At 71.7% G+C, this 13,583-nt stretch carries 9 protein-coding genes; 8 read left to right on the top strand and 1 reads right to left on the bottom strand.

The features are described from left to right. The first annotated feature begins 369 nt into the window (after positions 1-369). The gene (gene rph / locus ACGFI2_RS06255) at positions 370-2,964 is read left to right on the top strand and encodes a rifamycin-inactivating phosphotransferase (protein ID WP_393511477.1); all 2,595 of its coding nucleotides are present in this window, start codon (positions 370-372) and stop codon (positions 2,962-2,964) included. Between the two features lie 156 nt (positions 2,965-3,120). Here the strand turns inward: rph and ACGFI2_RS06250 are convergent, their stop codons facing one another. Beyond that, positions 3,121-4,581: an arabinofuranosidase catalytic domain-containing protein gene (locus ACGFI2_RS06250; protein ID WP_393511474.1), complete on the bottom strand. Its 1,461-nt coding sequence runs from the start codon at positions 4,579-4,581 to the stop codon at positions 3,121-3,123. Positions 4,582-4,891: 310 nt separating this feature from the next. On the opposite strand from ACGFI2_RS06250, the gene ACGFI2_RS06245 reads away from it, so the two are divergent. The 7 genes from ACGFI2_RS06245 (at position 4,892) to mmsB (ending at position 13,580) form a co-directional block, all read left to right on the top strand. Continuing rightward, complete coding sequence (locus tag ACGFI2_RS06245; RefSeq protein WP_393511471.1) at positions 4,892-5,260, top strand: MerR family transcriptional regulator; 369 nt, start codon at positions 4,892-4,894, stop codon at positions 5,258-5,260. A gap of 44 nt (positions 5,261-5,304) precedes the next feature. Continuing rightward, the gene (locus ACGFI2_RS06240) at positions 5,305-6,399 is read left to right on the top strand and encodes a 12-oxophytodienoate reductase (protein WP_393511468.1); all 1,095 of its coding nucleotides are present in this window, start codon (positions 5,305-5,307) and stop codon (positions 6,397-6,399) included. Between the two features lie 127 nt (positions 6,400-6,526). Beyond that, positions 6,527-7,909, top strand: a complete 1,383-nt coding sequence (locus tag ACGFI2_RS06235) for an endo-1,4-beta-xylanase (protein WP_393511465.1) — start codon at positions 6,527-6,529, stop codon at positions 7,907-7,909. A 79-nt stretch (positions 7,910-7,988) separates the two neighbouring features. Then, positions 7,989-9,374 (top strand): PHB depolymerase family esterase, encoded by a 1,386-nt coding sequence (locus tag ACGFI2_RS06230; RefSeq protein ID WP_393511462.1) that lies wholly within the window; start codon positions 7,989-7,991, stop codon positions 9,372-9,374. Positions 9,375-9,574: 200 nt separating this feature from the next. After that, positions 9,575-10,714 (top strand): multiple monosaccharide ABC transporter substrate-binding protein, encoded by a 1,140-nt coding sequence (gene chvE / locus ACGFI2_RS06225; protein WP_393511459.1) that lies wholly within the window; start codon positions 9,575-9,577, stop codon positions 10,712-10,714. Positions 10,715-10,794: 80 nt separating this feature from the next. Then, the gene (mmsA, locus tag ACGFI2_RS06220; protein ID WP_393511456.1) at positions 10,795-12,333 is read left to right on the top strand and encodes a multiple monosaccharide ABC transporter ATP-binding protein; all 1,539 of its coding nucleotides are present in this window, start codon (positions 10,795-10,797) and stop codon (positions 12,331-12,333) included. Then, complete coding sequence (gene mmsB, locus ACGFI2_RS06215) at positions 12,330-13,580, top strand: multiple monosaccharide ABC transporter permease (protein ID WP_393511453.1); 1,251 nt, start codon at positions 12,330-12,332, stop codon at positions 13,578-13,580. Before mmsA ends, mmsB begins: the two co-directional genes overlap by 4 nt. Positions 13,581-13,583 lie beyond the last annotated feature (3 nt).

Raw genomic sequence — 13,583 nt, 5'->3', positions numbered from 1 at the left:
GCATTCCGCTGCCCGAATGGCCTCCCAGCGTAGCTCTCCGCGTCGGTCTTGCCCCCGGGACGTCCCGGCCATGCCACCGGCCGAGGTCGGGAGCGCCACAATTCCGCCGGGCTGCTCCGGCCCGGCGGGGTGACGCCCGCGGCCCGGGACGGCGGGTGGCGGTTCTCGGAGTGGCTGGACCCGCCGCCGAACGGCACGGACGTGGTGGCGGTGGCCGAGGCGAAGGCCCGGCTGGCAACAGCAAAGGCAGGGAGAGAACTCCCTGCCACTTCTAACGTATATCGCACCCGGGGGCTTGTGGCAAGACCCGGGTGGTGCCGCAGAATCGTCGGCCGGACGCGGTTCGAGCTGGGAAAACGGGGGCACGGAATGACCGGACGGTACGTGGTGGGGTTCGACGAGGTCGACGAGACGCAGGTCGCGGTCGTCGGCGGCAAGGGCGCGCACCTGGGGGCGCTGTCGCGGACCGAGGGGGTGCGCGTGCCGGCCGGCTTCTGCGTCACCACGGACGCGTTCCGGCGGGGCGTGGCGGGCGGGCCGGCGCTCGACGAGCGACTCGACCGGCTCGCCGGGCTGGGGCCGGACGACCGGGAGGCGATCGGCGCGGTCAGCGCGGAGATCCGCCGCGCCGTCGAGGAGACGGCCGTTCCCGGCGACGTCGCGGCGGCGGTCACCCGCGCGTTGACCGACCTCGGCGAGCACGGCGCCTACGCCGTCCGCTCCAGCGCCACGGCGGAGGACCTGCCGACGGCCTCGTTCGCCGGCCAGCAGGACACCTACCTCAACGTGGTCGGCCCGGCCGCGGTCCTCGCCCACGTCAGCCGGTGCTGGGCGTCGCTGTTCACCGAGCGGGCGGTGACCTACCGGCTCCGCAACGGCATCGACCACCGCGCCGTGCGGATGGCCGTGGTGGTGCAGCGGATGGTCCTCCCGGACGCGGCCGGGGTCCTGTTCACCGCCGACCCGGTCACCGGCAACCGGACGGTCTCCTCGGTGGACGCCGGCTTCGGGCTCGGCGAGGCGCTGGTCGCCGGCCTGGTCAACCCGGACGTGTTCACCGTGCGCGACGGCACGATCATGAGCCGGACGATCGCGGCCAAGCGGGCGGCCGTGCACGCCGTGCCGGGCGGCGGGACGCGGGTGGCGGAGGTCGACCCGGCCCGCCAGGAGCAGCCGGCGCTGACCGACGCGCAGGTGCTGCGGCTGGTCCGGCTCGGCCGGCGGATCCAGGCCCGGTTCGGCCGCCCGCAGGACATCGAGTGGGCCCTGGCGGACGGCGACTTCCAGATCCTGCAGAGTCGCCCGATCACCACGCTGTTCCCGGTCCCGGCGGTCGACGACGGGGAGAAGCACGTCTACCTCTCCGTCGGCCACCAGCAGATGATGACCGACGCGATGAAGCCGCTGGGGCTGTCGATGTGGCGGCTGACCGCCATGGCGCCCATGCACTCCGCCGGCGGCCGGCTCTTCGTCGACGCCACCCGCCACCTGGCCACCCCGGCCGGCCGCGCCGCGTTCCTGAACCTGATGACGCGGTCCGACCCGCTGACCCGGGACGCGCTGGAGACGATCCTGGAGCGCGGCGACATCGTGCCGACGCCGCCGGACGCCGGGCCCGCCGGTCCGCCGGCCGGCCTGCCGCCGGCGACGATCGAGACGGAACCGGCCATCGTCACGGCGCTGATCGAGGGCAGCCAGGACAGCATCGCCGCGCTGCGGCGCGACATCCGGACCCGGTCCGGTCCGGCGCTGTTCGACTTCCTGACGGAGGCGTTCGAGGAACACAAGCGGGTCCTCACCGACCCGGTCAACATCCAGGCGATCATGGCCGGGATGGAGGCCACCTGGTGGCTCAACGACAAGCTGGGCGAGTGGCTGGGCGAGACGAACGCGGCCGACACGCTCACGCTGTCCGCCCCCGGCAACGTCACCTCGGAGATGGGGCTGGCGCTGCTCGACGTCGCCGACGTGATCCGCCCGCATCCGGAGGTGGTGGCGTTCCTGCGCGAGGTCCGGGACGGCGACTTCCTCGACGAGCTGCCCAAGCTGGCGGGCGGGAGCGAGGCGCGCGCCGCCGTCGAGGACTACCTCGACCGGTACGGCATGCGGTGCGTCGGCGAGATCGACATCACCCGCCCCCGGTGGAGTGAGCAGCCGGCCACCCTCGTACCGCTGATCCTCGACCACGTCCGCACCTTCGCCCCGGGCGAGTCCCGGCGGCGCTTCGAGCGGGGGCGGCAGGCGGCGGAGCGCAAGGCCGAGGAGGTTCTGGCCCGGCTGCGGGCGCTGCCGGACGGCGACCGCAGGGCCGACGAGACCCGGCGGATGATCGACCGGGTGCGGACCTTCATCGGCTACCGGGAGTACCCGAAGTACGGCATCATCAGCCGCTACTTCATCTACAAGCAGGCGCTGACGGCGGAGGCCGACCGGCTGGTCCGGGCCGGCGTGCTCGCCGACCCGGAGGACGCCTTCTTCCTGACGTTCGACGAGTTCCGTGACGCGGTGCGCACGCGGCGGGTGGACGGGCGGCTCGTCCGCGAGCGCCGGGACGCGTTCCGGTGGCACCGGACGTTGACGCCGCCGCGCGTGCTCACCTCGGACGGCGAGGCCCTCACCGGGGCGTACCGGCGCGACGACGTGCCGAGCGGCGCCCTGGTCGGGCTGCCGGTCTCGCACGGGACCGTCGAGGGGCGGGCCCGGGTCGTCCTGGACCTGGCCCGGGCCGACCTGCAACCGGGCGACATCCTCGTCACCGCCCACACCGATCCCAGCTGGACGCCGCTGTTCGTGGCCGCCGCCGGTCTGGTGACGGAGGTGGGCGGCCAGATGACCCACGGCGCGGTGATCGCCCGCGAGTACGGCCTGCCGGCCGTGGTGAACGTGCCGGGCGCCACCCGGCTGATCCGGGACGGCCAGCGGATCCGGGTCCACGGCTCGGCCGGTTACGTCGAACCACTGTGACGCACAGGCGTCAGCACCGGCGCCGGGCGCCACCCGGCGAGGCGGGAGAGCACGTCGTGCAACTGCTCGACGAGCGCCCCCGTCGACCCGGCGTTCAGTGTCCGGCGGGACGGCCGCCGCCCCCGGGTGGACCGGGAGGCGGCGGCCGCGTCGCGCTCAGCGGTAACCGGCGGCCACGACGTTGGCCTGGACGGCGTTCTCGGTGGCGTCCGAGGGATAGCCGGCCACCATGGCCCCCTCGTAGAAGGTGCCGACGCTCTGGTTCCGGTTGTCGATGCAGCAGTCGCCGCCGCTGCCCAGGATGATCGCGCCCTGTTTCTTCATCGGGCTGTAGCCGGGGGGCAGCGATCCGTCGTAGAGCGTGTAGAGGTTGCCGGACTGGGCGTTGCTGCCCTTGATGGCGAAGCGGGAGGTGCCGTTGTTCTTCAGGGTGGCGGTGACGAACTTGCTGGTGAAGGCGCGTTGGTTCGGGTTCCAGGACTGGCTGCCGCCGGGGTAGAGGCCCCATTCGAGGTCGGCCTGCACCCAGGGGCCGCTGCCGGAGCAGCCGCCGAACCAGCAGCTGGTGCTGAAGTTGATCGCGTCCATCGCCCCGGCCCCGTCGGCCCGACGGGTGGTCTCGCTGTTGCCGTAGTCGAAGCAGCAGCCGCTGTTGACGTGGGTGCCGCTGGTCACCATGTACATGCCCTCGGGGGCGCTGCCGGTGGGGATGCCGGTCAGGTGGCCGTCCCGCCAGTAGCTGCTGTTGCCGGGGATGAACAGCGAGTACGCCTTGGCGCCGCCGACCGTGACCGACTCCCGGTTCGCCACGGCCGGTTGCACCGCGCCCCCGATGCCGCCGGATCCCTGGTAGCCGAGGTTGTTGCCGCGGGTCGTCTGGTCGTAGATCCAGGTGATGACGCAGGTGGTGTTGGCGCAGAACGAGTCCTGCGCGGCGGCGTTGGCGGCGCCGCCCGCGCCGAGCGTGGTGATGTCGCGGGTGGTGTTGTCGGAGGAGCGGCGGACCTGGTACAGCCGGCCGTTGTAGGCGCTGAACAGGGCCCGGGTGGTGCTGTGGGCGGCGACGCAGGGTGTGCCGCCGGCGGCGTAGATGTCGCACGGTCCGGTGCTGCCCGGCGGCGGCGGGGTGGTGGGGGGTGGCGTGGTGGGCGGGGTGCTGGTCGGCGGCGTGCTGCTGGGCGGGGTGCTGACGCCGCCGGTGCAGGTGACGCCGTTGAGGGCGAAGCTGGTGGGTGCGGGGTTGCTGCCGGTCCAGGATCCGTTGAATCCGAAGTTGGTGCTGCCGCCGGTGGGGATGGCGCCGTTGTAGGAGACGTTGGCGGCGGTGACGGCGGCGCCGGTCTGGGTGAGTGCGGTGTTCCAGTACTGGGTGACGGTCTGGCCGGCGGTGAAGTTCCAGGTCAGCCGCCAGGTGTTGACCGGGTCGCCGAGGTTGGTGACGGTGACGTTGGCGCCGAAGCCGCCGGACCAGGACGAGGACACGGAGTAGCTGACGGAGCAGCCGGCGGCGGCCGCGGAGGCGAACTGGGTGCCGGTGAGACCGGCGGCGGTGAGCGTGAGCGCGGCGGCGGAGGCGGTCAACGCCCATCGTCGACGGGCATGGTCGGTGAGACGCACGGGGGACCTCCCGGTCCGGACGGGAACGTACGAGCGGAGCCGGTCTGCCCTGGACCGGCGACGTGCCACGCGGCGGCTTCCGCTGCCCACCTGGCGGGGACGTTCCTCATGTTCGCGTTAACATCGATCGATGTCAACGACTGTCGATGCCACCGGACCGCCGCGGGCCGTAGCCGCGCCGCGAACCGCCACGCTTGTCACGCGTTCCCCTTCGGACACTCCGACGACGGCCCGCAGCCTGTCGTCCGCCGACCCGCTCCCCGGCCTGGCATGCTGGGTGACGGAGGCGGGAGCCGGACGGGGAGGGGCGATGCGGATCGGGGAGCTGTCGGCGCGGACCGGGGTGAGCGCCAGGTCGATCCGCTACTACGAGCAGCAGGGCCTGCTCGGGGCCGTGCGCACCGCCAGCGGGCAGCGGGTGTTCGCCGAGTCGGCGGTCGAGCGGGTACGGCTCATCCAGCGGCTCTTCTCCGCCGGGCTGAGCAGCCGGCGGATGTCCGAGCTGCTGCCCTGCGTGACCGACCCGGAGATCCGTACCCGGTGGCTCACCGACCGGCTGCGCGAGGAGCGGGCCCGGCTGACGGCCGAGATGGCGCAGCTCGCCCACGCGGTCGCGGTGCTCGACGAGGTCGTCACCGACATGGCCGTCGAGGACGACGCCCCGACCTCCGCGGCCTGAACCGGCTTGCCCCTGACACCGGTGTCACCTCCTACCGTCGGGGCATGACCGCCATCCTGGCCGCCGGATCGCCGGTGGCACCGCTGATTGAACCCGTCACCGTCGCCGGGATGCCGTTGCGCACCCGTTTCGTGATGGCGCCGATGACCCGCAACCGCGCGCCCGGCGGGGTGCCGACGCGGGAGGCCGCCGACTACTACCGGCGGCGCGCGGAGCAGGGCGTCGGACTGGTCGTCACCGAGGGCGTCCTGGTGGATCACCGCAGCGCCGGCCACGAGGACACCGTGCCTCGGCTGACGCCCGGGCCGGCCGAGGCGGGCTGGCGGCGGGTGGTCGAGGCGGTACACGGTGTGGGCGGCCGGATCGCCGCGCAGCTGTGGCACCTGGGCAGCCTGCGCGAGCCGGTCGACGGCCGGGCGGCGTGGACACCGTCCGGGGTGACGGAACCGGGGCGGCCGGCCGGGCACGCGATGACGCTCGCCGAGACCGACGAGCTGCTGGCGTCGTACGCCGCCGCGGCGCGGGTGGCGGGCCGGGTTGGGTTCGACGCGGTGGAGATCCACGCCGCGCACGGCTACCTGCTTGACGAGTTCCTCTGGCCGTACACGAACCGCCGCAGCGACGCGTTCGGCGGCTCCCCGGCGCGCCGGGCGGCGTTCCCGGCCGCGGTGGTCCGGGCGGTCCGCGCGAGCCTGCCGGCGGACCGCCCGGTGGTCGTGCGGTTCTCCCAGTTCAAGGAGCGCGCGTTCGACGCCCGCATCGCCGACACCCCGGCCGAGCTGGCCGAGATCCTGACCGCGTTCGCCGACGCCGGCGCGGGTGTCCTGCACGCGTCGCAGCGCCGCTTCTGGCAGCCGGCGTTCGCCGGGTCGCCGTGGAACCTGGCCGGCTGGGCGAAACACCTCACCGGGCTGCCGTCGATCACCGTGGGCTCGGTCGGCCTGACCCGCGACTTCCTGCGCCCGGACGGGCCGGGGTCGGTGTCCGGGCTGACCCGCCGGCTGGCGGACGGCGAGTTCGATCTGGTCGCGTTGGGCCGCGCCCTGCTCGGCAATCCGGCCTGGGTGACGCACGCGGCGACCGGCCGGACGGCCGCGATCGTGGACTACCGCAAGTCGCACGAGGACGTGTATCCCTAGACCCGCCGGACTTGACGTGAGCGATGTTATCGCTCACAGTCGATGTCAGGGCATCCGCAGCACAGGCTCTCCGGGCGAGCCGCGCTGGTCGCATCACCACCGCTGCAACCCGGAAGAGGAATCCTGCATGAGACCCACGAGAGCCTTGCTGTCCACCGGTCTGCTGGCGGGCGCGCTCGCCGCCGGCATGGCGGTGGCGCTGGCGCCCACCGCGAGCGCCGGCACCACCCTGCGCGCGTCGGCGGCCGAGAAGGGCCGTTACTTCGGCGCGGCGGTCGCCACCAACAAGCTGTCCGACAACACGTACGTGACGGTGCTGAACCGTGAGTTCAACTCGGTGGTGGCCGAGAACGAGATGAAGTGGGACGCCACCGAGCCCCAGCAGGGGCGGTTCAGCTACACCGGCGGCGACCGGCTGGTCAGCCACGCCCGGGCGAACGGGATGAGCGTACGCGGCCACGCCCTGCTCTGGCACGCGCAGCAGCCGAGCTGGGCGCAGGGGCTGTCCGGCACCGCGCTGCGCAGCGCGGCGATCAACCACGTCACCCAGGTGGCCACCCACTTCAAGGGCCAGATCTACGCCTGGGACGTGGTGAACGAGGCGTTCGCCGACGGCGGTGGCGGCGGGCGCCGCGACTCCAACCTCCAGCGCACCGGCAACGACTGGATCGAGGCGGCGTTCCGGGCCGCGCGGGCCGCCGACCCGGGCGCGAAGCTCTGCTACAACGACTACAACACCGACGGCGTCAACGCGAAGTCGACGGGCGTCTACAACATGGTGCGGGACTTCAAGTCCCGTGGCGTGCCGATCGACTGCGTCGGCTTCCAGTCGCACCTGGGCACCGGCATCCCGGGTGACTACCAGGCCAACCTCCAGCGCTTCGCCGACCTCGGCGTGGACGTGCAGATCACCGAGCTGGACGTGATGACCGGCGGCAACCAGGCCAACATCTTCGGCACGGTCACCCGGTCCTGCATGGCGGTGTCGCGCTGCACCGGCATCACGGTGTGGGGCGTGCGGGACTGCGACTCGTGGCGCGGCTCGGACAACGCGTTGCTCTTCGACTGCAGCGGTAACAAGAAGGCCGCGTACACGTCGGTGCTGAACGCGCTGAACGCCGGCGGGACCAGCACGCCGCCGCCGGGCACGACCCTGCCGCCGCCGAGCACGACCACCCCGCCGCCGCCGAGCACCACGTCACCGCCGCCGCCCAACACCGGTGGGTGCTCGGCGTCGGTGTCGCTGAACTCGTGGACCGGTGGCTTCGTGGCCACGATCAAGGTGACGGCCGGTTCCAGCGGCACCCGGGGCTGGACGGTGAGCGTGACGCTTCCCGGTGGCGCCAGCGTCACCAACACCTGGAGCGCGACCGCCAGCGGCAGCACCGGCACCGTGCGGTTCGCGAACGTGGACTACAACGGCCAGCTCGGCGCCGGTCAGAGCACCGAGTTCGGGTTCCAGGGCAACGGCAGCGCGTCGGGCCTCACGCCCACCTGCTCCGCCAGCTGATCCGCCCGCCGGTCCGGCCCGCGTCACCGTGGGCCGGGCCGGCGGCCTCCGTCCGTACCCCACCATGGAGGAACCGCCGATGAGAGCGAAGATCGCGCTGCTCGCGGCCGTGCTGGCGACGGCCCTGACGACGGCGGTCGCCGTCGTCACCGCCGCCGGCCCGGCGTCCGCCGCCGCGCTCACCCAGGTGACCAACTTCGGCACCAACCCGACCAACCTGCAGATGCACCTGTACGTGCCGGACCGGCTCCCGGCCCGGCCGGCCCTGCTGCTGGTCCTGCACTACTGCACCGGCAGCGGTCCGGCGATGCACACCGGTTCCGGCTACAGTCCGTTGGCCGACCGCTACGGGTTCATCGTGATCTACCCGTCGGTGACCCGCAGCAGCAAGTGCTGGGACGTGTCGTCGCCGCAGGCGCTACGGCGCGGCGGCGGCAGTGACCCGGTCGGTCTCAAGTCGATGATCGACTACGTGTTGAGCCGTTACCCGGTCGACCCGGCCCGCATCGGCGTCGCCGGTGCTTCGTCCGGCGCGATGATGACCAACGTGATGGCGGGCGTCTACCCGGACGTGTTCCACGCCGGGGTCAGCTCGTCGGGAGTGCCGTTCGGCTGCTTCGCCACCACCAACGGCTCGGAGTGGAACAGCGAGTGCTCCGGCGGGCGGATCACCAAGACCCCGCAGCAGTGGGGTGACCTGGTCCGCAACGCCTATCCGGGCTACACCGGCCGGCGTCCGCGGATGCAGATCTGGCACGGCACCACGGACACCACGCTGAGCTACGTCAACTTCGGTGAGCAGATCAAGCAGTGGACCAACGTGCTGGGTGTCTCGCAGACCCCGAGCATGACGGACTACCCGCAGGCCAGCGCCACCCGGACCCGCTACGGCGGCACCGGTGGCACCGCGCCGGTGGAGGCGATCAGCTTCCAGGGCTACGGTCACTCGATCCCGTTCGACGCCGCCCAGGCGGTGCGGTTCCTCGGCTTCGACGGCACCGGCGCGACCACGCCGCCGCCGAGCCCGACCACGCCGCCGCCGAGCCCGACCACTCCGCCGCCGAGCCCGACCACTCCGCCGCCGAGCCCGACGACGCCGCCGCCGAGCCCGACCACGCCGCCGCCGAGCCCGACCACTCCGCCGCCGAGCCCGACCACTCCGCCGCCCGGTACGGGTGGTTGTTCGGCCTCGGTGTCGGTGAACTCGTGGACCGGCGGTTTCGTGGCCACGGTGAAGGTGACGGCCGGTTCCGGTGGCACCCGGGGCTGGACGGTGAGCGTGACGCTGCCCGGTGGCGCGAGCGTGACCAACACGTGGAGCGCGACCGCCAGCGGCAGCACCGGCACGGTGCGGTTCGCGAACGTGGACTACAACGGCCAGCTCGCGGCCGGTCAGAGCACCGAGTTCGGGTTCCAGGGCAACGGCAGCGCGTCGGGCCTGACCCCGACCTGCACGGCCTCCTGAACCACCCGGCGCAGAGGCGGCGCGACGACGGATCGTCGCGCCGCCCCGCACGCTGCCGGTCCCTCTCCACGACGCTCCTGTTACGAGACCGAGACATGCGCATTTCGCCCGATCGGTTGACGGTGCAACTTGTGAGCGTTAACACTCCCCGGGAGGAATACCTGTGCGGTTCGTGGAGTACGTAGGGGAGAGGAAAGCTCGTGCGCAGACGATTTCTGGCCGCGCTCGGCGGCGTCGCGATCGCCGTCAGCCTGGCCGCATGCAGCGGTGAGGGCGCGGGTGGCGGCGGTGACACCAGCTCAGCCAAGCCCAGCGACCTGACCATCGGCGTGTCGATGCCGACCCAGACCTCGGAGCGGTGGATCGCCGACGGCAACTCGGTGAAGGAGAAGCTGCAGGCCAAGGGCTACAAGGTCGACCTGCAGTACGCCGGGGACGAGATCCCCACCCAGTCCCAGCAGATCGACCAGATGATCACCCAGGGCGCGGACGTGCTGGTGATCGCCCCGATCGACGGCACCGCGCTCAGCGGTCAGCTCCAGGCCGCCGCGGCGGCGAAGATCCCGGTCATCTCCTACGACCGGCTCATCCGCAACAGCCCGAACGTCGACTTCTACGTCAGCTTCGACAACTACAAGGTCGGCGTGGCGCAGGCCAACGCGCTGCTGGTCGGCCTCGGGCTGCAGAACAAGGACGGCTCCAAGGGCACCGCGACCGGCCCGTTCAACGTGGAGCTGTTCGCCGGCTCCCTGGACGACAACAACGCCCACTTCTTCTTCAACGGCGCGATGGACACGCTCAAGCCGTACTTCGAGGCCGGCACGCTGAAGGTGAAGTCGGGCCAGACGAAGATCGAGCAGGTGGCCATCCTGCGCTGGCAGCAGGAGACCGCGCAGAAGCGGATGGAGGACCTGCTCACCTCCAGCTACAACGACGGCAGCAAGGTCGACGGCGTGCTGTCGCCGTTCGACGGCCTGTCCCGGGGCATCATCACCGCCCTGCAGAACGCCGGCTACCGCGGCGGGGCCAAGAAGATGCCGGTGATCACCGGCCAGGACGCCGAGGTCGCCTCGGTCAAGCTGATCAACGACGGCGTGCAGAGCTCGACCGTCTTCAAGGACACCCGCCTGCTGGCCGACCAGGCCGTGGTCGCCGCCGAGGCGTTCCTGAAGAAGGAGGAGCCCAAGGCGAACGACACCAAGGCGTACGACAACGGCAACAAGGTCGTGCCCGCGTTCCTGCTGCCGGTGCAGACCGTCTACAAGGACGACATCAAGTCGGTGCTGATCGACTCCGGCTACCTGACCGCCCAGGAGGTCGCCGCCGGACGGGCCGGCTGAGCGCGCGGCGGACCCGGGGGCGTGCCGCGCCACCGGGTCCGCCGGCTCCGGACGCGACGGCCACGACCAGGACGGTTTCCATGAGCGATCACATCCTCGAAATGCGGAACATCACCAAGACCTTTCCCGGAGTGGCCGCGCTCCAGGACGTGTCGCTCGCCGTGCGGCGCGGCGAGATCCACGCGATCTGCGGCGAGAACGGCGCCGGCAAGTCCACCCTGATGAAGGTGCTCTCCGGGGTGTACCCGACCGGTAGCTACGACGGGCAGATCGTCCTCGACGGCGAGCCGGTCGGCTTCCGGGGCATCCGCGACAGCGAGTCGCGCGGCATCGTCATCATCCACCAGGAGTTGGCGCTGGTGCCGTACCTGTCGATCGCGGAGAACATCTTCCTCGGCAACGAGCGCCGCGGTCGCAGCGGGCTGATCGACTGGCACCGGACCAACGCGGAGGCCGCGGCCCTGCTGCGGTCGGTCGGGTTGGACGAGAACCCGGTGACCCCGGTCATCCAGCTCGGGGTGGGCAAGCAGCAGCTGGTGGAGATCGCCAAGGCGCTGTCCAAGAAGGTGCGGCTGCTCATCCTGGACGAGCCGACCGCGGCGCTCAACGACGTCGACTCGGCGCACCTGTTGAACCTGCTGCGCCGGCTGCGTGACCAGGGCATCACCTGCATCATGATCTCCCACAAGCTCGGTGAGATCACCGCGATCGCCGACTCGACCACGGTGATCCGGGACGGCCGGACGGTCGAGACGCTCGACATGGGCGACGACACGGCGACCCAGGACCGGATCATCCGCGGCATGGTCGGCCGCGACCTCGCGGCCTTCTACCCGACCCGGGAGGTGAGGCCCGGCGACGAGGTGCTGCGGATCGAGGACTGGACCGTGCGCCACCCCACCCAGGACCGGCTGGTGGTCGACCGGGCCTCGCTCACCGTCCGCGCCGGCGAGGTCGTCGGCATCGCCGGGCTGATGGGCGCCGGCCGCACCGAGCTGGCGATGAGCGTGTTCGGCCGGGCCTACGGCCGGGACATCTCCGGGCGGATCTTCGTCAACGGTCGGGAGGTGCGGACCCGGACCGTGGCCGAGGCGATCGGCAACGGCATCGCGTACGCGACGGAGGACCGCAAGCACTACGGCCTCAACCTGATCGACGACGTGCGGGGCAACATCTCGGCCGCCGCGCTCGGCAAGCTCGCGCGCAACGGCTGGATCGACGGCAACGAGGAGATCAAGGTCGCCGAGCGGGGCCGGCGCGACATGAACATCAAGGCGCCGACCGTCATGTCGGTGGTGGGCAAGCTCTCCGGCGGCAACCAGCAGAAGGTCGTGCTGGCGAAGTGGCTGTTCACCGACCCGGACGTGCTGATCCTCGACGAACCGACCCGGGGCATCGACGTCGGGGCGAAGTTCGAGATCTACACGATCGTCAACCGCCTGGTGGCGGACGGCAAGGCCGTCGTCATCATCTCGTCCGAGCTGCCCGAGCTGCTGGGCATGTGCGACCGCATCTACACCCTGGCCGCCGGCCGGATCACCGGGGAGCTGCCGGTGGGCGAGGCGACCCAGGAGAACCTGATGGAACTCATGACCAAGGACAGGGATCTCGTCCGATGACCAGCACGAAGCCCTCCACCTCGCCGAAGGTCACCGAGCCCGACTCCGGGCCGACGGCCACCCTGCACACCGGCACCAGCGACCCGCGGACGCTGATCCTCGGCAACCTGCGGCAGAGCGGCATCTACATCGCCCTGGTGGTGATCGTCGCGCTGTTCGCGGTCCTCACCGACGGCGTCTCGCTCAGTCCCGGCAACCTCACCAACATCGTGCTCCAGTACTCCTACATCCTGGTGCTCGCGATCGGCATGGTCATCGTGATCATCGGCGGCCACATCGACCTGTCCGTCGGGTCGGTGGTGGCGCTGACCGGCGCGGTCTCCGCCGTGCTCGTCATCCGGGAAGGCATGCCCTGGTGGGTCGGCATCCTCGCCGCGCTCGCCGTGGGCGTGGCGGTCGGCGCCTGGCACGGCCTCTGGGTCGCCTACGCCGGGATCCCGGCGTTCATCGTCACCCTGGCCGGCATGCTGCTGTTCCGCGGCCTGACGCTGCGGGTGCTGGACAACATCTCGCTGTCGCCGTTCCCGGCCGAGTACCAGCGGGTCGCCGCCGGTTTCCTCAACGGGCTCCTCGGTGGGCAGGGCTTCGACGCCTTCACGCTGTTCATCGGCGTCTTCGCGGTGGTCGGGTACGCCGCGAGCGTCTTCCGGACCCGGCTGGCCCGGGTCCGCCACGAGCAGCCGGTGGAGTCGTTCCCGCTGTTCGTCCTCCGGGTGGTGGTGGTCGGCGCCGTCGTCCTGTGGTTCGCCTGGCAGCTCGCCCACGCGCGGGGCCTTCCGATCGTGCTGATCGTGCTGGCCGTGCTGGTGCTCGTCTACGGCCTGCTCACCCGCCGTACCGTCTTCGGCCGCCAGGTCTACGCGATCGGCGGCAACCTGCCGGCGGCGACGCTGTCCGGCGTCCGGGTGAAGACGGTCAACTTCTGGGTCTTCGTCAACATGGGCTTCCTCTCCGCGGTGGCCGGGGTGATCTACTCCTCCCGGTCCAACGGGGCCCAGCCGGCGGCGGGCAACATGTTCGAGCTGGACGCCATCGCGGCGGCCTTCATCGGCGGCGCGGCGGTCACCGGCGGGGTCGGCACTGTCGTGGGCGCGATGGTAGGTGGCCTGATCATGGCGGTGATGAGCAACGGCATGCAGCTCATGGGCGTCGACCAGTCCATCCAGTCGGTGGTGAAGGGTCTGGTGCTCCTCGCCGCCGTGGCGTTCGACATCTGGAACAAGCGCCGCGCCGCGGGCAGCCGCTGAGGC

The sequence above is a fragment of the Micromonospora sp. NPDC049282 genome (genome assembly GCF_043197045.1).
Taxonomy (GTDB): Bacteria; Actinomycetota; Actinomycetes; order Mycobacteriales; family Micromonosporaceae; genus Micromonospora.
Note: the sequence above shows the minus strand (reverse complement) of the source record. Positions and strands in the feature narration are given on the sequence as shown.

What these genes read in the sequence shown, in the direction of transcription:
- ACGFI2_RS06245 (WP_393511471.1), top strand. Translation starts at nt 4,892, where the DNA reads ATGCGGATCGGGGAGCTGTCGGCGCGGACCGGGGTGAGCGCCAGGTCG.
- mmsB (WP_393511453.1), top strand. Translation starts at nt 12,330, where the DNA reads ATGACCAGCACGAAGCCCTCCACCTCGCCGAAGGTCACCGAGCCCGAC.
- ACGFI2_RS06230 (WP_393511462.1), top strand. Translation starts at nt 7,989, where the DNA reads ATGAGAGCGAAGATCGCGCTGCTCGCGGCCGTGCTGGCGACGGCCCTG.
- rph (WP_393511477.1), top strand. Translation starts at nt 370, where the DNA reads ATGACCGGACGGTACGTGGTGGGGTTCGACGAGGTCGACGAGACGCAG.
- ACGFI2_RS06240 (WP_393511468.1), top strand. Translation starts at nt 5,305, where the DNA reads ATGACCGCCATCCTGGCCGCCGGATCGCCGGTGGCACCGCTGATTGAA.
- mmsA (WP_393511456.1), top strand. Translation starts at nt 10,795, where the DNA reads ATGAGCGATCACATCCTCGAAATGCGGAACATCACCAAGACCTTTCCC.
- ACGFI2_RS06235 (WP_393511465.1), top strand. Translation starts at nt 6,527, where the DNA reads ATGAGACCCACGAGAGCCTTGCTGTCCACCGGTCTGCTGGCGGGCGCG.